The 19,838-nt window shown below is 67.4% G+C and carries 25 protein-coding genes and 1 riboswitch; all 25 genes read left to right on the top strand.

What is annotated here, in order from left to right:
* Positions 1–160: 160 nt before the first annotated feature.
* Positions 161–284: riboswitch (TPP riboswitch) on the top strand.
* Between the two features lie 225 nt (positions 285–509).
* The 25 genes from HWX87_RS32875 to HWX87_RS32755 all read left to right on the top strand — a co-directional run bounded on the left by HWX87_RS32875 (position 510) and on the right by HWX87_RS32755 (position 19,827).
* A complete protein-coding gene (locus tag HWX87_RS32875; protein ID WP_176051092.1) occupies positions 510–1,646 on the top strand; it encodes an FAD-dependent oxidoreductase in 1,137 nt (378 codons plus the stop codon).
* 32 nt (positions 1,647–1,678) lie between these two features.
* Positions 1,679–1,876 (top strand): sulfur carrier protein ThiS, encoded by a 198-nt coding sequence (thiS, locus tag HWX87_RS32870; protein ID WP_014898319.1) that lies wholly within the window; start codon positions 1,679–1,681, stop codon positions 1,874–1,876.
* 38 nt (positions 1,877–1,914) lie between these two features.
* On the top strand, positions 1,915–2,730 hold the full coding sequence (locus tag HWX87_RS32865; protein WP_034183640.1) for a thiazole synthase: 816 nt from the start codon (positions 1,915–1,917) through the stop codon (positions 2,728–2,730).
* Positions 2,727–3,848, top strand: a complete 1,122-nt coding sequence (gene thiE, locus HWX87_RS32860) for a thiamine phosphate synthase (RefSeq protein ID WP_176051091.1) — start codon at positions 2,727–2,729, stop codon at positions 3,846–3,848. The genes HWX87_RS32865 and thiE overlap by 4 nt, the downstream gene beginning before the upstream one ends.
* Before the next feature lie 84 nt (positions 3,849–3,932).
* A complete protein-coding gene (locus HWX87_RS32855) occupies positions 3,933–4,754 on the top strand; it encodes an ABC transporter ATP-binding protein (protein ID WP_124453428.1) in 822 nt (273 codons plus the stop codon).
* Positions 4,751–5,518: a lipid asymmetry maintenance ABC transporter permease subunit MlaE gene (mlaE, locus tag HWX87_RS32850; RefSeq protein ID WP_176051090.1), complete on the top strand. Its 768-nt coding sequence runs from the start codon at positions 4,751–4,753 to the stop codon at positions 5,516–5,518. Before HWX87_RS32855 ends, mlaE begins: the two co-directional genes overlap by 4 nt.
* A 24-nt stretch (positions 5,519–5,542) precedes the next feature.
* Positions 5,543–6,094 (top strand): outer membrane lipid asymmetry maintenance protein MlaD, encoded by a 552-nt coding sequence (gene mlaD / locus HWX87_RS32845; RefSeq protein WP_176051089.1) that lies wholly within the window; start codon positions 5,543–5,545, stop codon positions 6,092–6,094.
* A gap of 31 nt (positions 6,095–6,125) precedes the next feature.
* The gene (locus tag HWX87_RS32840) at positions 6,126–7,061 is read left to right on the top strand and encodes a VacJ family lipoprotein (protein WP_176051132.1); all 936 of its coding nucleotides are present in this window, start codon (positions 6,126–6,128) and stop codon (positions 7,059–7,061) included.
* Positions 7,062–7,172: 111 nt separating this feature from the next.
* Entirely contained in the window at positions 7,173–7,802 is a 630-nt protein-coding gene (locus tag HWX87_RS32835) for an ABC transporter substrate-binding protein (protein WP_096473120.1), read from the top strand.
* The gene (locus tag HWX87_RS32830) at positions 7,799–8,074 is read left to right on the top strand and encodes an STAS domain-containing protein (protein ID WP_176051088.1); all 276 of its coding nucleotides are present in this window, start codon (positions 7,799–7,801) and stop codon (positions 8,072–8,074) included. The genes HWX87_RS32835 and HWX87_RS32830 overlap by 4 nt, the downstream gene beginning before the upstream one ends.
* Positions 8,075–8,266: 192 nt before the next feature.
* On the top strand, positions 8,267–9,193 hold the full coding sequence (locus HWX87_RS32825; RefSeq protein WP_176051087.1) for an ABC transporter ATP-binding protein: 927 nt from the start codon (positions 8,267–8,269) through the stop codon (positions 9,191–9,193).
* Entirely contained in the window at positions 9,190–9,945 is a 756-nt protein-coding gene (locus HWX87_RS32820; protein ID WP_011350723.1) for an ABC transporter permease, read from the top strand. The genes HWX87_RS32825 and HWX87_RS32820 overlap by 4 nt, the downstream gene beginning before the upstream one ends.
* Positions 9,946–10,002: 57 nt before the next feature.
* Positions 10,003–10,242, top strand: coding sequence for a BolA family protein (locus HWX87_RS32815; RefSeq protein WP_006477131.1), 240 nt, complete (start codon positions 10,003–10,005; stop codon positions 10,240–10,242).
* Between the two features lie 14 nt (positions 10,243–10,256).
* Complete coding sequence (gene murA, locus HWX87_RS32810) at positions 10,257–11,606, top strand: UDP-N-acetylglucosamine 1-carboxyvinyltransferase (RefSeq protein ID WP_176051086.1); 1,350 nt, start codon at positions 10,257–10,259, stop codon at positions 11,604–11,606.
* Positions 11,603–12,256 carry an ATP phosphoribosyltransferase gene (gene hisG, locus HWX87_RS32805; protein ID WP_012327780.1) on the top strand — a complete coding sequence of 218 codons (654 nt, stop codon included), beginning with the start codon at positions 11,603–11,605 and terminating at the stop codon, positions 12,254–12,256. Before murA ends, hisG begins: the two co-directional genes overlap by 4 nt.
* A gap of 24 nt (positions 12,257–12,280) precedes the next feature.
* Positions 12,281–13,597, top strand: a complete 1,317-nt coding sequence (hisD, locus tag HWX87_RS32800; RefSeq protein ID WP_176051085.1) for a histidinol dehydrogenase — start codon at positions 12,281–12,283, stop codon at positions 13,595–13,597.
* 142 nt (positions 13,598–13,739) lie between these two features.
* Positions 13,740–14,813 (top strand): histidinol-phosphate transaminase, encoded by a 1,074-nt coding sequence (gene hisC / locus HWX87_RS32795; RefSeq protein ID WP_176051084.1) that lies wholly within the window; start codon positions 13,740–13,742, stop codon positions 14,811–14,813.
* A gap of 65 nt (positions 14,814–14,878) precedes the next feature.
* On the top strand, positions 14,879–15,466 hold the full coding sequence (hisB, locus tag HWX87_RS32790; protein WP_059232569.1) for an imidazoleglycerol-phosphate dehydratase HisB: 588 nt from the start codon (positions 14,879–14,881) through the stop codon (positions 15,464–15,466).
* Between the two features lie 62 nt (positions 15,467–15,528).
* Positions 15,529–16,149 (top strand): YchE family NAAT transporter, encoded by a 621-nt coding sequence (locus tag HWX87_RS32785; protein WP_176051083.1) that lies wholly within the window; start codon positions 15,529–15,531, stop codon positions 16,147–16,149.
* Positions 16,146–16,787, top strand: a complete 642-nt coding sequence (gene hisH, locus HWX87_RS32780; protein ID WP_124453409.1) for an imidazole glycerol phosphate synthase subunit HisH — start codon at positions 16,146–16,148, stop codon at positions 16,785–16,787. Before HWX87_RS32785 ends, hisH begins: the two co-directional genes overlap by 4 nt.
* Before the next feature lie 163 nt (positions 16,788–16,950).
* A complete protein-coding gene (gene hisA / locus HWX87_RS32775) occupies positions 16,951–17,706 on the top strand; it encodes a 1-(5-phosphoribosyl)-5-[(5-phosphoribosylamino)methylideneamino]imidazole-4-carboxamide isomerase (protein ID WP_122944235.1) in 756 nt (251 codons plus the stop codon).
* Between the two features lie 105 nt (positions 17,707–17,811).
* The gene (gene hisF / locus HWX87_RS32770) at positions 17,812–18,585 is read left to right on the top strand and encodes an imidazole glycerol phosphate synthase subunit HisF (protein WP_011350732.1); all 774 of its coding nucleotides are present in this window, start codon (positions 17,812–17,814) and stop codon (positions 18,583–18,585) included.
* Positions 18,585–19,001 (top strand): phosphoribosyl-AMP cyclohydrolase, encoded by a 417-nt coding sequence (hisI, locus tag HWX87_RS32765; protein WP_011350733.1) that lies wholly within the window; start codon positions 18,585–18,587, stop codon positions 18,999–19,001. Before hisF ends, hisI begins: the two co-directional genes overlap by 1 nt.
* Positions 18,998–19,363 carry a phosphoribosyl-ATP diphosphatase gene (locus HWX87_RS32760; RefSeq protein WP_006485344.1) on the top strand — a complete coding sequence of 122 codons (366 nt, stop codon included), beginning with the start codon at positions 18,998–19,000 and terminating at the stop codon, positions 19,361–19,363. The genes hisI and HWX87_RS32760 overlap by 4 nt, the downstream gene beginning before the upstream one ends.
* Positions 19,364–19,434: 71 nt before the next feature.
* The gene (locus tag HWX87_RS32755) at positions 19,435–19,827 is read left to right on the top strand and encodes a hypothetical protein (RefSeq protein WP_059236499.1); all 393 of its coding nucleotides are present in this window, start codon (positions 19,435–19,437) and stop codon (positions 19,825–19,827) included.
* Positions 19,828–19,838 lie beyond the last annotated feature (11 nt).

The following is a 19,838-nucleotide window of genomic DNA, read 5'->3' as shown; positions in this document are numbered from 1 at the left end:
GCGCGTCTTAAACGGCACTTAAGGGCCGGCGGTGACGCGGCAACCGGCCGCTTGCCGCGGCCGGCCTGCGGGCATTGTGCCAGAGCGGCGCAGGCCGACGGCGAATTTGCACCATGGGGGACAGTTTGCGGCGCTTTCCGCTTTTATGGTCTAATGGCCGACGACGAAACAGGGGTGCTTCGTGGCGCGGCCGGCGGATGTTCCAGGCGGCGCAGCGAGGCTGAGAAAAACCCTTTGCACCCGATCCGGGTAATACCGGCGAGGGAAGTTTCTGATCCCGCCGGGCCGCGCTGGCCGCCATCCCACATGGTCAGCGCCCGAGTCCCGCCCGGCCGGCCTTTGCTGCCGGTTTCGTCCTTTTGGGTACGCGCATTGCGCGTTACGGAAGGAATGATGACCGCACAATCTTCAGTCTTTTGCTTGATTCCCGGCCCGATGCCGCGTGCGTTCGCACGGGGCGGCGCGCGCGCGTCGACGTTCGTCGTGCACGCTTGCGTGGAGGGCGCGCGATGAACGTCCTGGATGCACGGCCCGATTTCGCGGTGCTCGGCGGCGGCCTCGTCGGCCGCCTGATCGCGTGGCGGCTCGCGGGCGACGGGCATCGCGTCGCGCTCTACGAGCGCGGCGGCCCGGACGGCGAGCAGTCGGCCGCGTGGATCGCCGCCGCGATGCTCGCGCCGCTCGCGGAAGCGGCGAGCGCGGAGCTGCTGATCACCGAGCTCGGCGCCGCGTCGCTCGAACGCTGGCCGCAGTGGCTCGCGGAACTGCCCGAACCCGTCTTCTTCCAGCATCACGGCACACTCGTCGTCTGGCACCACGCGGACCGCGCGGAGGCGCCGCTGTTCGAGCGGCGCGTGCGCGCGAACGCGCCGGCCGACCTGTTCGACGGCGGCTTCGTGACGCTCGCCGGCGCGCAGGTCGACGCGGCCGAGCCGGTGCTCGCGGGTCGCTTCGCGCGCGGCCTGCTACTGCCGAACGAAGGCCAGCTCGACAATCGCCAGGCGCTGCGCGCGTTGGCTGCGGGCCTCGCCGAACGCAGCGTCGACCTGCACTGGCACGTCACGATCGACGATGCGAACCTGCCCGCCGCGCATTTCACAATCGATTGCCGCGGGCTCGGCGCGAAATCCGCGCTGCCCGCGCTGCGCGGCATCCGCGGCGAAGTCGCGCGCGTGCATGCGCCGGGCATCGGGCTCACCCGGCCCGTGCGGCTGCTGCATCCGCGGTACCCGCTGTACATCGCGCCGAAGCAGGACGATCTCTATGTGATCGGCGCGACCGAAGTGGAGGGCGAGGACATGTCGCCCGTCAGCGTGCGCTCCGCGCTCGAACTGCTGAGCGCGGCGTTCTCCGTGCACCCGGCGTTCGGCGAGGCGCGCATCCTCGAACTCAATGCGCAGTGCCGGCCGACGCTGCCCGATCACCGCCCGGCGGTGATCTGGGACGGCGCGTCGACGCTCGCCGTCAACGGCCTGTACCGGCACGGCTTCATGATCGCGCCGGAAGTCGCGCACGCGGCCGTCGCGTTCGCGCAAGCCGCGCTCGGCGGCGCGTTCGGCGACGCCGACGCGTTCGCCGCGTGGCGCGATGCCGCGCGCTGGCCGACGCTTCTTCATCACCGCAGCGACGCGCGCCAGCCGGCCTGACGCGCGCCGCCGACCGAATCCGACCGAGCCTCATGGATATCCAGATCAACCAACAGACCCTGACGCTGCCCGACGGCGCGACGGTGGCCGACGCGCTCGCCGCGTACGGCGCGCGTCCGCCGTACGCGGTCGCGCTGAACGGCAATTTCGTCGCGCGCACGCAGCATGCGGCGCGCGCGCTCGCGACGGGCGACAAGCTCGACGTCGTGCACCCCGTCGCGGGCGGCTGAGCGCCGCCGGTTCGTCCCCGCTCTTCCAGGAAAACGACATGACGTCCCTCACATCCGCCGACGCGCTGACGCTGTACGGCGAAACCTTTGCAAGCCGCGTACTGCTCGGCACGTCGCGCTATCCGTCGCTGCAGTCGCTGTCCGATTCGATCGCCGCGTCCCGTCCCGGGATGGTGACGGTCGCGCTGCGCCGCCAGATGACGGGCGGCACGGCCGAAGCCGGCTTCTTCGACCTGCTCAAGCGCCACGCGGTGCCGCTGCTGCCGAACACGGCCGGTTGCCAGACCGTCGCCGAGGCCGTGACGACCGCGCACATGGCGCGCGAGGTGTTCGGCACCGACTGGATCAAGCTCGAGCTGATCGGCGACGACTACACGCTGCAGCCCGATCCGGTCGGGCTGATCGAGGCTGCCGCGCAGCTGGTCAAGGACGGTTTCAAGGTGCTGCCGTACTGTACCGAGGATCTCGTGATCGGCCGGCGCCTGCTCGATGTCGGCTGCGAGGCGCTGATGCCGTGGGGTGCGCCGATCGGCACGGGCAAGGGCGTCGTGAACCCGTACGGCCTGCGCGTGCTGCGCGAGCGGCTGCCCGACGTGCCGCTGATCGTCGACGCGGGGCTCGGCGTGCCGTCGCATGCTTGCCAGGTGATGGAGTGGGGTTTCGACGGCGTGCTGCTGAACACGGCCGTGTCGCAGGCCACGCACCCGGAGATCATGGCGCGCGCCTTTGCGCAGGGCGTCGAGGCGGGGCGCGCCGCGTATCTGGCAGGGCCGATGGACGCGCGCGAAACTGCGCACGCCAGCACGCCGGTCGTCGGCATGCCGTTCTGGCACCAGGACGGGGGCGGCGCATGAGCGCTTTCGCCGATGCATTCTGGCCGCCGGCCGACGAGCTGGCCGAAGCGGCCGAACGAATTCGCGCCCGCCTCGGCGACTGGCCGGATGGCGCGGCGCCGTGGCGGCTCTGCGTGGCGGCGCCCGACGTGCCGGCCGACGGCGACGTGCTGATCGTGTCGGCCGGCGACCGCACCGCGCAGGCGCGCGCGTCGGCCGCGTCGCGGCCGGCCTCGCCGGACGCGGTCGCGATCGAATTCGACGAGCAGGGCGCGGTGCTGCATGCGGCGGGCGCGCGCTACGCGCTCGACGCCGCCCATCCGCTCGCGGACGACTGGATCGCGGCCCTCGCGGCATTCCTCGATTGCGGCTTCGCGCCGGTTGACGCGCTGGTGCTCGCGCTGGCCTGGCGCGACGGCGACGAGACGCGCGCCGACGATGCGTGGCCGGTCGACGCCGCGCGGTTCCCGCGGGTCGCCGGGCTGCCGCCCGCGCCGGAGCCGGCGTTCGCGCCGTGCCCCGCGCAACTCGGCCTCTATCCGGTCGTCCCGGATGCGGACTGGGTCGAACGCGTGCTCGATGGCGGCGCGCGGACCGTGCAACTGCGCGTGAAAGGCGCGACGCCGGATGCGCTGCGCCGGGAAATCGCGCGCGCGGTCGAGGCGGGGCGCCGCTATCCCGATGCGCGCGTATTCATCAACGATCACTGGCAGATCGCAGCAGATGAAGGCGCGTACGGCGTTCATCTGGGTCAGGAAGACCTCGAGACGGCCGATCTGGCCGCAATTGCGCGCGCGGGCCTGCGGCTCGGACTTTCGAGCCATGGTTATTACGAGATGTTGCGGGCGTTGCACGAGCGCCCGAGCTACCTCGCGCTCGGCCCTGTCTACGCGACCGCCACGAAGGCCGTTGCCGCGCCGCCGCAGGGCCTCGCGCGGATTGCCCGCTATGCGCGCTTCGCGGGCGCGCGGGCGCCGCTCGTCGCGATCGGCGGGGTGGGGCTCGACGCGCTGCCGGCCGTGCTGGCGACAGGGGTCGGCAGCGTGGCGGTGGTCAGTGCGGTCACGGGCGCGGCCGATTATCGGACGGCGCTTATTGCACTGCAGCAGTGCTTTCCCGGACAATTTGACAATCATTGACCGCAGGGCCCGGAACGGCGTCACGACATCATTCCAATGCAGGCCCTATAATTCGGCGTTCTGCGTATAAGGACTGTCAGCTCCGTGAGCCCCACTCCTACCGAGACCCTGCTGGAACTTCGCGACGTCGACTTTGGCTACGGCGACCGCCTCGTCCTGTCCAACCTGAACCTGCGCTTCGGGCGTGGGCAGGTCGTCGCGGTCATGGGCGGCTCGGGTTGCGGCAAGACCACCGTGCTGCGCCTGGTCGGCGGCCTCGTGCGTGCGCGTCGCGGCCAGGTGCTGTTCGACGGCGCCGATGTCGGCGCGCAAACGCGCGATGGCCTGTATGCGCTGCGCCGCAAGATGGGCATGCTGTTCCAGTTCGGCGCGTTGTTCACCGACATGTCGGTGTTCGAGAACGTCGCGTTCGCGCTGCGCGAGCATACCGACCTGCCCGAAGACCTGATCCGCGACCTCGTGCTGATGAAGCTCAACGCGGTCGGCCTGCGCGGCGCGCGCGACCTGATGCCGTCCGAGGTGTCGGGCGGGATGGCGCGCCGGATCGCGCTCGCCCGCGCGATCGCGCTCGATCCGCAGCTCATCATGTACGACGAGCCGTTCGCGGGCCTCGACCCGATCTCGCTCGGCATCACCGCGAACCTGATCCGCACGCTGAACCAGGCGCTCGGCGCGACGTCGATCCTCGTCACGCACGACGTGCCGGAATCGTTCGCGATCGCCGACTACGTGTACTTTCTGGCCAACGGCGGCGTGCTCGCGCAGGGTACGCCCGACGAGCTGCGCGCGTCGACCGATCCGAGCGTGCGGCAGTTCATCGACGGCGCACCGGACGGCCCGTTCAAATTTCATTACACGAGCCCGCCGCTCGCAGCGGATTTCGGGCTCGGCGGAGGGCGCGCATGATCAGCGCGATCGGACGTTACGTCATCGGCGGCCTCGAGCGCGCGGGCTACGGCACGCGGCTGTTCGTGCGCCTCGTGCTGGAATTCTTCCCGCTGCTGCGCCGGCCGCGGCTGGTCACGAAGCAGATCCACTTCCTCGGCAACTATTCGTTCGTGATCATTGCCGTGTCGGGGCTGTTCGTCGGCTTCGTGCTCGGCCTGCAGGGGTATTACACGCTGAACCGCTACGGTTCCGAGCAGGCGCTCGGCCTGCTGGTCGCGCTGTCGCTCGTGCGCGAGCTCGGGCCGGTCGTCACCGCGCTGCTGTTCGCGGGCCGCGCGGGCACGTCGCTCACGGCCGAGATCGGTCTGATGAAAGCCGGCGAACAGCTCACCGCGCTCGAGATGATGGCGGTCGACCCGATCAAGACGGTGATCGCGCCGCGCCTGTGGGCGGGCATCATCGCGATGCCGCTGCTTGCCGCGATCTTCAATGCGGTCGGCGTGCTCGGCGGGTACTTCGTCGGCGTCGTGCTGATCGGCGTCGATCCGGGCGCGTTCTGGTCGCAGATGCAGGGCGGGGTCCAGGTCTGGGCCGACGTCGGCAACGGTGTGATCAAGAGCATCGTGTTCGGGTTCGCCGTGACCTTCATTGCGCTGTATCAAGGGTATGAAGCGAAGCCCACGCCCGAAGGCGTGTCGCGCGCGACCACCAAGACGGTCGTGTTCGCGTCGCTCGCCGTACTCGGCCTCGATTTCCTGCTGACCGCGCTGATGTTCAGCTAAGCCTCAGCCAAGCCAAATTTTGGGATGACGATGAAAAAGACTGCTCTCGACTTCTGGGTCGGCCTGTTCGTGGTGGTGGGCTTCCTTGCGGTGCTGTTCCTGGCGCTGAAGGTCGGCAACATGAGCTCGCTGTCGTTTCAGCCGACCTATGCAGTGAAGATGAAATTCGACAATATCGGCGGGTTGAAGCCGCGCGCGGCCGTGAAGAGTGCCGGCGTCGTGGTCGGCCGCGTGAAGTCGATCGGCTTCGACACGAACACGTACCAGGCGCTCGTGACGATCGACGTCGACGGCCAGTATCAATTCCCGAAGGATTCGTCGGCGAAGATCCTGACGTCGGGCCTGCTCGGCGAGCAATATATTGGTCTCGATCCGGGCGGTGACACCGAAATGCTGAAGACGGGCGATACGATCACGATGACGCAGTCGGCGATCGTGCTCGAGAACCTGATCGGCCAGTTCCTGTACAGCAAGGCCGCCGATGCGGGCGGTGCGAAGCCGGCAGCCGGTGCACCGGCTGCGCCGGCACCGGTGGCGGTTCCGGCGTCGGCAGTGTCCGGCGCGGCGGCCCAATAACCACACGAGAGAAAAGAAGAGGGTAATGACCATGCAGACGATCCGCATCAGGCACGCCGCGCTGGCGGTAGCGGCAGTCGCCGCGTTGAGCGGCTGCGCGACCGTGCAGACGCCGACCAAGGGCGATCCGCTCGAAGGCTTCAACCGGACGATGTACACGTTCAACGATACGGTCGACACGTACGCGCTGAAGCCGGTCGCGAAGGGCTACCAGTACGTGGTGCCGCAGCCGGTGCGCGACAGCGTGACGAACTTCTTCTCGAACATCGGCGACGTCTACATCGCGGCGAACAACATCGTGCAGCTGCGGATCGCGGACGGCGTCGGCGACCTCATGCGCGTCGTGATCAACACGGTGTTCGGCGTCGGCGGCCTGTTCGACGTCGCGACGATCGCGAAGCTGCCGAAGCATACGGCCGACTTCGGGATCACGATGGGCCGCTACGGCATGCCGTCGGGCCCGTACCTCGTGCTGCCGCTGCTCGGCCCGAGCACGCTGCGCGACACGGCCGGCCTCGGCGTCGACTACGTCGGCAACCCGCTCACCTACGTGAAGCCGGATGGCCTGAGCTGGGGCCTGTTCGGCGTCAACCTCGTCAACACGCGTTCGAACCTGCTCGGCGCGGGCGACGTGCTGGATGCCGCGGCGCTCGACAAGTATTCGTTCGTGCGCAACGCGTACCTGCAGCGCCGCCAGATGCTGATCAGCAACGCGCGCGGCGAGGCCGCCGCGACGTCGAGCAACGACGCGCTGCCGAAGTACGACCTGCCGGAAGACGGCGCGGCACCGGCGGCAGCCGGTACGGCAGGTGCAGCAGCGGTGGGCGCATCGGGCGCGGCGGTTGCTGCGCCGGCCTCGGGCACGGCCGAATCGCCGAATCCGGCCAGCGAAACGAACGTGCCGGCGATGCAGGTGGCGCCGCCGTCGCCGGGCGGGTTCCGCTTCCCGAGCATCCGGCTGCACTGACGGATTTACATTCGTTACAGCCGGAAACGATTCAGTCGGTAGCGTGCGCGAACTTGCGCGTAAGCTACCTGCTCCAACCTCCGCATCGACTCAATCATGCAGGTCACTATGATGAAAAAACTGTTCCTGATCCCCGTTTTCGCGGCGCTGTTCTCGTTCGGCAGCGCAGCTCACGCGCAAGTCGACCAGTCGAACCCGCAGGCGCTGATCAAGACGGCGACGCAGCAGGTGCTCGACGAAGTCAAGGCGCAGACGATCAAGCAGGGTGATACCAACCGCATCATCACGATCGTCAACAAGGACATCCTGCCGTACACCGATTTCCGCCGCACCACGCAGCTCGCGATGGGCCGCAACTGGCGCACGGCAACGGCCGAGCAGCAGCAGCAGGTTCAGGAGCAGTTCAAGCTGCTGCTGATCCGCACGTACTCGGGCGCGCTGGCGCAGCTGAAGCCGGACCAGCAGATCCAGTACCCGCCGTTCCGTGCCGATCCGGCCGATACCGATGTCGTGGTCAAGACCGTCGCGATGAACAACGGCCAGCCGGTCCAGATCGATTACCGCCTGTACAAGTCGGCAAGCGGCTGGAAGGTGTATGACCTGAACGTGCTCGGCGCATGGCTGATCCAGACGTACCAGCAGCAGTTCAACGAGAAGATCCAGCAAAGCGGCGTGGACGGCCTGATCCAGTTCCTCACGCAGCGCAACCAGCAACTTGCCGCCGGCAAGCAAGCGTCGTGAGCGGTTTCGAAGCCGGCTCCTCGCTGACCGTCGCGAGCGCGAAGTCCGCGCTCGCGGACGGTCTTGCGCGCATCGGCGCGGGCGCCACCGCCGTCAATTGCGCGGCGCTGACGCAGTTCGACTCGTCCGCGCTCGCCGTGCTGCTCGCATGGCAACGTGCCGCCAAGTCGCGCGGCGCGACCCTCGACATCCTCAATCTCCCTCCGAAGCTCGCCAGCCTCGCGCGCGCCTACGGCGTCGACGCGCTCATCGAAGGCACCGGGCGACATTGACCCTGTCCGACCGGAGCCTGCCGCGCCAGCCGGCGCGCGCACGCTTCAGGCCGCGTGCCTCCGGCACCGGCTCCACCAGCCGGTTTGCCCTATAATCAAGCGTTTTGCGGGGCAGCCAATCGGCGTCCGGCCCCCATTTTCATTCGCAGCAAGCACAGAATAGGCGTCGCGGCCCTTGCGTCGCGCACAGTCATGTCAGCCATAGAAATCCGTCACGTCAAGAAGCGCTACAAGTCGCTTCAGGCGCTCAAGGGCGTCAGCCTGTCGGTCGAGGAAGGCGAGTTTTTCGGTCTGCTCGGCCCCAACGGCGCAGGCAAGACCACGCTCATCAGTATCCTCGCCGGGCTCGCCCGGGCCGACGAAGGCAGTATCTCGGTGCGCGGCCACGATGTCGTCAAGGACTTCCGTGGTGCGCGCCGCGCGCTCGGCGTCGTGCCGCAGGAGCTCGTCTTCGACCCGTTCTTCACCGTTCGCGAGACGCTGCGGATCCAGTCCGGCTATTTCGGGCTGCGCCGCAACGACGACTGGATCGATGAAGTGATGGCCAATCTCGACCTCACCGAGAAGGCCGACGCGAACATGCGCGCGCTGTCGGGCGGGATGAAGCGCCGCGTGCTCGTCGCGCAGGCGCTCGTGCACCGGCCGCCCGTGATCGTGCTCGACGAGCCGACCGCCGGCGTCGACGTGGAACTGCGCCAGACGTTGTGGAAATTCATCTCGCGCCTGAACCGCGAGGGTCACACGATCGTGCTGACCACCCACTACCTCGAGGAAGCCGAGTCGCTGTGCGACCGCATCGCGATGCTGCGCCGTGGCGAAGTGGTCGCGCTCGACCGTACCGACGCGCTGTTGCGCCGCTTCGCGGGGCTGCAGCTGTACCTGCGGCTCGCGACCGGCGCGCTGCCGTCCGAGTTGCGCGGGCTGGAGTCCGATCCGGCCGCCCGCGCGCCGGGCGAGCACCTGCTGCGCCTCGCGAGCTACGACGATGTCGAGCGGATCCTCGCGAATTGCCGCGCGGCGGGCTGCACGTTCGACGAGATCGAGGTCCGCAAGGCCGACCTCGAAGATGTGTTCGTCCAGGTGATGAACGGGGCAGACGTCATCGAGGGATTGGCATGAGCGGGTTTCAAACGCTGTTCTACAAGGAACTGCTGCGCTTCTGGAAGGTGTCGTTCCAGACGGTGTGCGCACCGATCGTCACGGCGCTGCTCTATCTGACGATCTTCGGCCACGCGCTGTCGGGCCGCGTCGAGGTGTATCCGGGCGTCGAGTACGTGAGCTTTCTCGTGCCGGGCCTCGTGATGATGAGCGTGTTGCAGAACGCGTTCGCGAACAGCTCGTCGTCGCTGATCCAGTCGAAGATCACCGGCAACCTCGTGTTCATGCTGCTGCCGCCGCTGTCGTACCGCGACATCTTCGGCGCGTACGTGCTCGCGTCGGTCGTGCGCGGGCTCGCGGTCGGCACGGGCGTGTTCGTCGTGACGATCTGGTTTATCCCGATGCACTTCGCGGCGCCGCTGTTCATCATTGCGTTCGCGCTGCTCGGTTCGGCGATCCTCGGCACGCTCGGCCTGATCGCCGGGATCTGGGCCGAGAAGTTCGACCAGCTCGCCGCGTTCCAGAACTTCCTGATCATGCCGCTGACGTTCCTGTCCGGCGTGTTCTATTCGACGCACTCGCTGCCGCCCGTGTGGCGCGAGATCTCGCGTCTCAATCCGTTTTTCTACATGATCGACGGCTTTCGTTTCGGGTTCTTCGGCGCGTCCGACATCAACCCGTTCGCGAGCCTCGCGATCGTCACCGGTTTCTTCGTGCTGCTCGCGCTGATCGCGATGCGGCTGCTCGCGACCGGCTACAAACTGCGTCATTGATATCGACAGGCTGCGGCCGCCCTCCAGGGCGGCGCGCGCCGACAGGAGCCTTACACCATGTTGCCGACTCCCGAACAGGTCAAGCAATACATCGCCGGCGGTCTCGCCTGCACGCATCTGGAAGTCGAAGGCGACGGCCAGCATTTCTTCGCGACGATCGTGTCGGCGGCCTTCGAAGGCAAGCGTCCGATCCAGCGGCACCAGCTCGTCTACGCGGCGCTCGGCGATCGCATGAAGCAGGAAATTCACGCACTCAGCATGAAGACGCTGACGCCCGCCGAATGGCAGAACGCATAACCGGAAATCACTGAGTGCAAGTCACCGTCAACGAGCGCGACGCCGTCCAGAGCGTCGCCACGGCACACCCGGCCGCCAACGGGGAATCGCAGGGACAGGGGATGGACAAGCTCGTGATCGAAGGCGGCAAACGCCTGTCCGGCGAGATCGTCGTGTCGGGCGCGAAGAATGCCGCGCTGCCGATCCTGTGCGCGGGGCTGCTCACCGCCGACCCGGTCGACCTCGACAACGTGCCGAACCTGAAGGACGTGCGCACCACGCTGAAGGTGCTGAACCAGATGGGCGTGAAGAGCGAGACCGACGGCTGCCGCGTGCAGCTCGACGCGTCGCGCGTCGACAACCTCGTCGCGCCGTACGAGCTCGTGAAGACGATGCGTGCGTCGATCCTCGTGCTCGGGCCGCTGCTCGCGCGCTTCGGCGAGGCGAAGGTATCGCTGCCGGGCGGCTGCGCGATCGGCGCGCGTCCGGTCGACCAGCACATCAAGGGCCTGCAGGCGATGGGCGCCGAGATCAGCATCGAGCACGGCTTCATCGAAGCACGCGCGAAGCGCCTGAAGGGCGCGCGCATCGTGACCGACATGATCACGGTGACGGGCACGGAAAACCTGCTGATGGCCGCGACGCTCGCGGACGGCGAGACGGTGATCGAAAACGCGGCACGTGAACCGGAAGTGAGCGATCTCGCACACCTGCTGGTCGCGATGGGCGCGAAAATCGACGGCATCGGCACCGATCGCCTCGTGATCCAGGGCGTCGAGCGGCTGCACGGCGCGCGCCATTCGGTGATCCCCGACCGCATCGAGGCCGGCACGTTCCTGTGCGCGGTCGCGGCGGCCGGCGGCGACGTGATGCTGACGGGCGTGCGCCCGCACATCCTCGACGCGGTGATCGACAAGCTGCGCGAAGCGGGCGTGTCGATCGAGGAAGGCGACAGCTGGTTGCGCGTGAAGATGGACCGCCGGCCGTCCGCGGTGACGATCCGCACGTCGGAATACCCGGCGTTCCCGACCGACATGCAGGCGCAGTTCATGGCCCTCAATACGGTCGCGACGGGTACCGCGCAAGTCGTCGAAACGATTTTCGAGAACCGTTTCATGCACGTGCAGGAGCTGAACCGGCTCGGCGCGCACATCACGATCGACGGCAATACCGCGCTCGTGACGGGTGTCGAGAAGCTGTCGGGCGCGAACGTGATGGCGACCGACCTGCGTGCGTCGGCGAGCCTCGTGATCGCCGGGCTGCGCGCCGAAGGCGAAACGCTCGTCGACCGCATCTACCACCTGGACCGCGGCTACGACCGCATGGAAGCCAAACTGACCGCCGTCGGCGCGAACGTGCGCCGCCTTTCCGGGAGCCAAGCATGACCGCGCCGCTGACCCTCGCCCTGTCGAAGGGCCGGATTTTCGAGGAAACCCTGCCGCTGCTGGCCGCGGCCGGCGTGCAGGTGACCGAGGATCCGGAAACGTCGCGCAAGCTGATCCTGCCGACGACGAACCCGGACCTGCGCGTGATCATCGTGCGCGCGAGCGACGTGCCGACCTATGTCGAATACGGCGCGGCCGATTTCGGCGTGGCCGGCAAGGACGTGCTGGTCGAGCACGGCGGCTCGGGCCTGTACCAGCCGATCGATCTGAACATTGCACGCTGCCGGATGTCGGTGGCCGTGTCGGCCGGCTTCGACTACGCGAGCGCCGTGCGCCAGGGCGCGCGCCTGCGCGTCGCGACGAAGTACGTCGAAACGGCGCGCGAACACTTTGCCGCGAAGGGCGTGCACGTCGACCTGATCAAGCTGTACGGCTCGATGGAGCTGGCGCCGCTGGTCGGGCTGGCCGATGCGATCGTCGACCTCGTCAGCTCGGGCGGCACGCTGAAGGCGAACAATCTGGTCGAGGTCGAGGAGATCATGGCGATCTCGTCGCGCCTCGTCGTGAACCAGGCTGCGCTGAAGTTGAAGCGCGCGGCGCTCAAGCCGATCCTCGACGCGTTCGAACGCGCGTCGCAGAATGGCGGTTGAGCGCATCACCGTAACGGAACTCCCATGTCCATCACCATCCGCAAGTTCGATTCGACAAGCGAAGGCTTCGGCGCCGCACTGCGCGCGTTGCTCGCGTTCGAGGCGAGCGAAGACGAGGCGATCGAGCAATCGGTCGCGCAGATCCTCGCCGACGTGAAGTCGCGCGGCGACGCCGCGGTGCTCGAGTACACGAACCGCTTCGACCGGCTGAGCGCGAACAGCGTCGCCGCGCTCGAACTGCCGCAGGACGCGCTGCAGACGGCGCTCGACGGTCTCGCGCCGAAGGCGCGCGCGGCGCTGGAAGCGGCCGCCGCGCGTGTGCGCGCATACCACGAGAAGCAGAAGATCGAGTGCGGCACGCATAGCTGGCAGTACACGGAAGCGGACGGCACGGTGCTCGGCCAGAAGGTCACGCCGCTCGACCGCGTCGGCCTGTACGTGCCGGGCGGCAAGGCCGCGTATCCGTCGTCGGTGCTGATGAACGCGATTCCCGCGCGCGTCGCGGGGGTCGGCGAGATCGTGATGGTCGTGCCGACGCCGGACGGTGTGAAGAACGACCTCGTGCTGGCCGCGGCACTGCTCGGCGGTGTCGATCGCGTGTTCACGATCGGCGGCGCGCAGGCGGTGGGCGCGCTCGCATACGGCACGGCGACGGTGCCGGCCGTCGACAAGATCTGCGGCCCGGGCAATGCATACGTCGCGTCGGCGAAGCGCCGCGTGTTCGGCACGGTCGGCATCGACATGATCGCGGGGCCGTCGGAAATCCTCGTGCTGTGCGACGGCACGACCGATCCGAACTGGGTCGCGATGGACCTGTTCTCGCAGGCCGAGCACGACGAGCTCGCGCAGTCGATCCTGCTGTGCCCGGACGGCGCGTTCCTCGACCGCGTCGAGAAGGCGATCGCCGAGCTGCTGCCGTCGATGCCGCGCCGGGACGTGATCCGCGCATCGCTCGAAGGGCGCGGCGCGCTGATCAAGGTGCGCGACATGGCCGAAGCGTGCCGGATCGCGAACGACATCGCGCCGGAACACCTGGAAATCTCGGCGCTGGAACCGCAGCAATGGGGCCAGCAGATCCGTCACGCGGGTGCGATCTTCCTCGGCCGCTACACGAGCGAAAGCCTCGGCGACTACTGTGCGGGCCCGAACCACGTGCTGCCGACGTCGCGCACCGCGCGCTTCTCGTCGCCGCTCGGCGTGTACGACTTCATCAAGCGTTCGAGCCTGATCGAAGTCAGCGCGGAAGGCGCGCAGACGCTCGGCGAGATCGCATCCGAGCTCGCATACGGCGAAGGGCTGCAGGCGCACGCGAAGAGCGCCGAGTTCCGGATGAAGGGCTGACCACGCACTGCGCGGGGCCGGGGCGGGCGCTGACGCGCCGGTGCCGGCCGCACCCGCGAACGGGGCTGGAGACGAGTGCAGGGCGGCAGCCGCCGCCTTGCCGACCATTTGATGCCGGCGCGACGCACGCCGGCTTGAGACCATGACGACGCCACAAGACATCATCCGCCGCGACGTGCTCGCGATGACGAGCTACCCGGTGCCCGACGCGAGCGGGTTCGTGAAGCTCGACGCGATGGAGAACCCGTATCCGCTGCCCGAACCGCTCGCCGCGGCGCTCGGCGAGCGTCTCGCGCAGGTCGCGCTGAACCGCTATCCGGCGCCGCGCCCGGCCGCGCTGCTCGACAAGCTGCGCGACGCGATGGGCGTGCCGGCCGGTTGCGAAGTGCTGCTCGGCAACGGCTCCGACGAAATCATCAGCATGATCTCGGTCGCGTGCGCGCAGCCGGGCGCGAAGGTGCTTGCACCGGTACCGGGCTTCGTGATGTACGAGCTGTCGGCGAAGCTGGCGCAGCTCGAATTCGTCGGCGTGCCGCTGCAGGCCGACCTGACGCTCGACGTCGACGCGATGCTCGCGGCGATCGCCGAGCACCGGCCCGCGATCGTCTATCTCGCGTACCCGAACAACCCGACCGGCACGCTGTACGACGATGCCGACGTCGAGCGGATCATCGCTGCCGCGCGGCACAGCCTGATCGTGATCGACGAGGCGTACCAGCCGTTCGCCGAGCGTTCGTGGCTGCCGCGCGCCGCCGAGTTCGACAACATCGTGGTGATGCGCACGGTGTCGAAGCTCGGCCTCGCGGGCATCCGCCTCGGCTATCTCGTCGGGCGGCACGCGTGGCTGACCGAATTCGACAAGGTGCGCCCGCCGTACAACATCAACGTGCTGACCCAGGCGACCGCCGATTTCCTGCTCGACCACCTCGACGTGCTCGATGCGCAGGCGGCCGAGCTGCGCGCGGAACGCACGCGTCTCGCGCAGGCCGTGGCCGCGCTGCCGGGCGCGACGGTGTTCCCGAGCGCGGGCAATTTCCTGCTGGTACGCGTGCCGGATGCGGCTGCCGTGTTCGATGCGCTGCTCACCGAGCGGGTGCTGGTCAAAAACGTGAGTAAAATGCATCCATTGCTGGCCGAATGCGTGCGGCTGACCGTCGGTTCTCCCGACGAAAACGCCCGCCTGCTGGCCGCCTTGAAACTCGCGCTGCCCGGTTGAGCCCAGGGCGCGGCGGCGCGCGACGATCAATCCCCATTTACTTCAGACTCAATCAAGGAATTGCCATGCGTGTGGCGGAAGTCGTTCGCAATACCAGCGAAACGCAGATCCGTGTGAAGCTCGATCTCGACGGCACCGGTCAGCAGAAGCTGGCCACCGGCGTGCCGTTTCTCGACCATATGCTCGACCAGATCGCGCGACACGGTCTGTTCGATCTCGAGGTCGAAGCGCATGGCGACACGCATATCGACGACCACCACACGGTCGAGGATGTCGGCATCACGCTCGGTCAGGCGGTCGCGAAGGCGATCGGCGACCGCAAGGGCATCCGCCGCTACGGCCATTCGTACGTGCCGCTCGACGAGGCGCTGTCGCGCGTCGTGATCGACTTCTCGGGCCGTCCGGGCCTCGAATTCCACGTGCCGTTCACGCGTGCGCGAATCGGCACGTTCGACGTCGACCTGTCGATCGAGTTCTTCCGCGGTTTCGTGAACCACGCGGGCGTCACGCTGCACATCGACAACCTGCGCGGGATCAACGCGCACCATCAGCTCGAGACGGTGTTCAAGGCCTTCGGCCGTGCGCTGCGCGCGGCGGTGGAGCTCGACGAGCGTGCGGCGGGGCAGATTCCGTCGACGAAAGGCAGCCTCTGACCGTCCGGATGGACGGACGCTAAGGACAACCTCACGGCTTCGGCGCGCGGCGCCGGCTTGCGATGGATCTGCTCAAATCGTTCATTTCGCTGCTGGCGCTGATCAATCCGGTCGGCGCGGTGCCGTTCTTCCTGAGCCTGACGGCGCAGCAGACGGACGACGAGCGGCGTCGCACGATCCGGATCGCCTCGGTGTCGGTGTTCTGCGTGATGACGGTGACCGCGCTGCTCGGACAGCAGATCATCAACTTCTTCGGCATTTCGGTCGGGTCGCTCGAAGTGGGCGGCGGGATCATCATGCTGCTGATGGCGATCAACATGCTGAACGCGCAGATCGGCAACACGCGATCGACGCCGGAGGAGCGCCACGAGGCCGAGCTGAAGAACAACATCGCGGTCGTGCCGCTGGCGATTCCGCTGCTCACGGGCCCCGGCTCGATCAGCACGGTGATCATCTATGCGGCGAACGCGCATCACTGGTATGAACGGGTCGGGCTGGTTGCGATCGGCGCGATCCTGGCTTTTCTGTGTTTCGTCGCGATGCGGCTCGCCGAGCCGATCGCGAACTGGATCGGCCGCACGGGCATCAACATCGCCACGCGGCTGATGGGTCTGATGCTGTCGGCGCTGGCGGTGGAATTCATCGTCAATGGACTGAGGGCGCTACTGCCTGCACTGAGATGAAAACTTCGATTGCGATTGTGGATTATGGGATGGGCAACCTGCGCTCGGTCGCGCAGGCGCTCAAGAAGGCCGAACCGGCCGCCGACGTGGCGATCGTCGACACGCCGGCCGCGATTCGCGCGGCCGACCGCGTCGTGCTGCCCGGCCAGGGCGCGATGCCCGACTGCATGCGTTGCCTCGGCGAATCGGGCCTGCAGGAGGCCGTGATCGAGGCGTCGCGCACGAAGCCGCTGCTCGGCGTATGCGTCGGCGAGCAGATGCTGTTCGACTGGAGCGCGGAAGGCGACACGAAGGGCCTCGGCCTGTTGCCCGGCAAGGTCGTGCGTTTCGAGCTCGGCGGTCGCGTGCAGGACGACGGCTCGCGCTTCAAGGTGCCGCAGATGGGCTGGAACCGCGTGCGCCAGTCGCAGCCGCACCCGCTGTGGGACGGCGTGCCCGACGACGCGTATTTCTACTTCGTGCACAGCTATTACGTGACGCCGGACAACCCGGCGCATACGGTCGGCGAAACGGCATACGGCGCGCCGTTTACGTCCGCGGTCGCGCGGGATAACCTCTTCGCGACCCAATTCCACCCCGAGAAAAGCGCGGAGGTCGGGTTGCGTCTGTATCGCAACTTCGTACACTGGAAACCGTGAACGTCGCGTGCGTGCCACAGTCGGCGGGCTGGAAAGGCCTGTCGCACGGGGCGCACACGCGAAAGCGCCGAAAGAGTTGTACTAAACTAGCGAGACGGCGCGGTACCGGATTGGCCGGTACGCGCCGGATTCTTTTCATTTTCCACGACGACACCCGATTGCTATGCTGCTGATTCCGGCCATCGATCTCAAAGACGGTCAGTGTGTGCGCCTCAAACAGGGCGATATGGACCAGGCCACGATTTTTTCCGAGGACCCGGCGGCGATGGCCCGCAAGTGGGTCGATCTCGGCGCCCGGCGGCTCCATCTGGTCGACCTGAACGGCGCATTCGCCGGCAAGCCGAAGAATCTCGAGGCGATCGAAGCGATCCTCGACGAAGTCGGCGATGAAATCCCCGTACAGCTCGGCGGCGGCATCCGCAGCCTCGAGACGATCGAGAAGTATCTCGATGCGGGCCTGTCCTACGTGATCATCGGCACGGCGGCCGTGAAGGATCCGGGCTTCCTGCAGGACGCGTGCACCGCGTTCGCCGGCAGCATCATCGTCGGGCTGGACGCGAAGGACGGCAAGGTCGCAACCGACGGCTGGAGCAAGCTGACCGGCCACGAAGTGATCGATCTCGCGAAGAAGTTCGAGGACTACGGCGTCGAATCGATCGTCTACACGGACATCGGCCGCGACGGGATGCTGCAGGGCATCAACATCGAGGCGACCGTGAAGCTCGCGCAGGCAGTCGGCATCCCGGTGATCGCCAGCGGCGGCCTGTCGAACCTCACGGACATCGAGAACCTGTGCGAAGTGGAAGAGCACGGCGTCGAAGGCGTGATCTGCGGCCGTGCGATCTACTCCGGCGATCTCGATTTCGCGGCCGCGCAAAAGCGCGCGGACGAACTGAACGGCGAACTCGACAACGCGTAACGCGGTTGTCCCGTTCGCCGGGGCTGCCTGCGGGCGGCCCTGACCGGAGGCCTCGCGCGAGGCCTCCGCAACCGGCCGTCCCATCGCGGCCTCTGGCGCACCATCATGGCTCTAGCTAAACGCATCATCCCCTGCCTGGACGTGACTGCCGGGCGTGTCGTCAAGGGCGTCAACTTCGTCGAGCTGCGCGACGCCGGCGACCCCGTCGAAATCGCCCGCCGCTACGACGACCAGGGCGCCGACGAACTGACGTTCCTCGACATCACCGCGACGTCCGACCAGCGCGACCTGATCCTGCCGATCATCGAAGCCGTTGCGTCGCAGGTCTTCATTCCGCTGACCGTCGGCGGCGGCGTGCGCGCCGTCGAGGACGTGCGGCGCCTGCTGAACGCGGGCGCGGACAAGGTCAGCATGAATTCGTCGGCGGTCGCGAACCCGCAGCTCGTGCGCGACGCGGCCGACAAGTACGGCTCGCAGTGCATCGTCGTCGCCATCGACGCGAAGCGCGTGTCGGCCGACGGCGAGACGCCGCGCTGGGAAGTCTTCACGCACGGCGGCCGCAAGAACACGGGCCTCGACGCGATCGAATGGGCACGCAAGATGGCCGAGCTCGGCGCGGGCGAGATCCTGCTCACGAGCATGGACCGCGACGGCACGAAGTCGGGCTTCGACCTTGCGCTTACGCGCGGCGTGTCGGACGCGGTGCCGGTGCCGGTGATTGCATCGGGCGGCGTCGGTTCGCTGCAGCATCTGGCCGACGGCATCAAGGACGGCCGCGCCGACGCGGTGCTGGCCGCGAGCATTTTCCACTACGGCGAGCACACGGTCGGCGAGGCGAAACGCTTCATGGCCGACCAGGGCATCCCGGTGAGGCTGTGATGAATACGGAAACGAATGCATTGCCCGCGTGGCTCGACAAGGTCCGCTGGGACGACAACGGCCTCGTGCCGGTGATCGCGCAGGAAGCGTCGACGAACGACGTGCTGATGTTTGCGTGGATGAACCGCGAGGCGCTGGCGAAGACGATCGAGACCCAGCGCGCGGTCTATTATTCGCGCTCGCGCAAGCGCCTGTGGTTCAAGGGCGAGGAGTCGGGCCACGTGCAGCACGTGCACGAGGTGCGGCTCGACTGCGACGAGGACGTCGTGCTGCTGAAGGTCGAGCAGGTGTCGGGCATCGCGTGCCACACCGGCCGGCATTCGTGCTTCTTCCAGAAATTCGAAGGCACCGTCGACAACGGCGACTGGGTCGCGGTCGAACCGGTGCTGAAAGATCCCGAACACATCTACAAATGACGCAATCGACCGAAGACACGCTGCTGCGCCTCGCGGCCGTGATCGATAGCCGCAAGGGCGGCGACCCCGATCAATCGTACGTATCGCGCCTGTTCCACAAGGGCGACGACGCGGTGCTGAAGAAGATCGGCGAAGAGGCGACGGAAGTCGTGCTGGCCGCGAAGGACGTGCGCCAGGGCGGCGCGCCGACCGCGCTCGTCGGCGAGGTGGCCGACCTGTGGTTCCACTGCCTCGTGATGCTGTCGCACTTCGACCTGAGCCCGGCCGACGTGATCGCCGAACTCGAGCGCCGCGAGGGACTGTCGGGCATCGAGGAAAAGGCGTTGCGCAAGCGCCGCGAGCGCGAGGAAAACGGCGGCTGACATGCATCGTCCCGCCGCGGTGGCAACAGTACGGTAAGCTGTAAGAATTGTCATCTAACGGGGGTAGCATCATGAACGATACGTCGAACCAGTTTCCGACGCCTGCGGTGCCGGGGGCGGCGGATGCCGAACGCCTGAACGGGTTGCGCACGCTCACTCACGTGCTCTACGGCCTGTATGCATTTCACTGGCTGACGGGTGGCGTCACGGGCATCATCGCGATCATCATCAACTACGTGAAGCGCGGCGATGTGGCCGGCACGCCGTATGCCGATCATTTCGAGTGGCAGATCCGCACGTTCTGGCGCGCGCTGATCGCGTACGTCATCGGGTTCGCGCTGGCATTCGTCGTGATCGGATTTGCAGTGATGTTTGTCACATGGATCTGGACGCTGTACCGTATCATCAAGGGTTGGCTGTACCTGAACGACAACAAGACGCTCGATCCGCAGGCGTGGTTCTGACCGGCCGCGCG

The sequence above is a fragment of the Burkholderia sp. BCC1644 genome (genome assembly GCF_902833225.1).
Lineage (GTDB): Bacteria > Pseudomonadota > Gammaproteobacteria > Burkholderiales > Burkholderiaceae > Burkholderia.
Note: the sequence above shows the minus strand (reverse complement) of the source record. Positions and strands in the feature narration are given on the sequence as shown.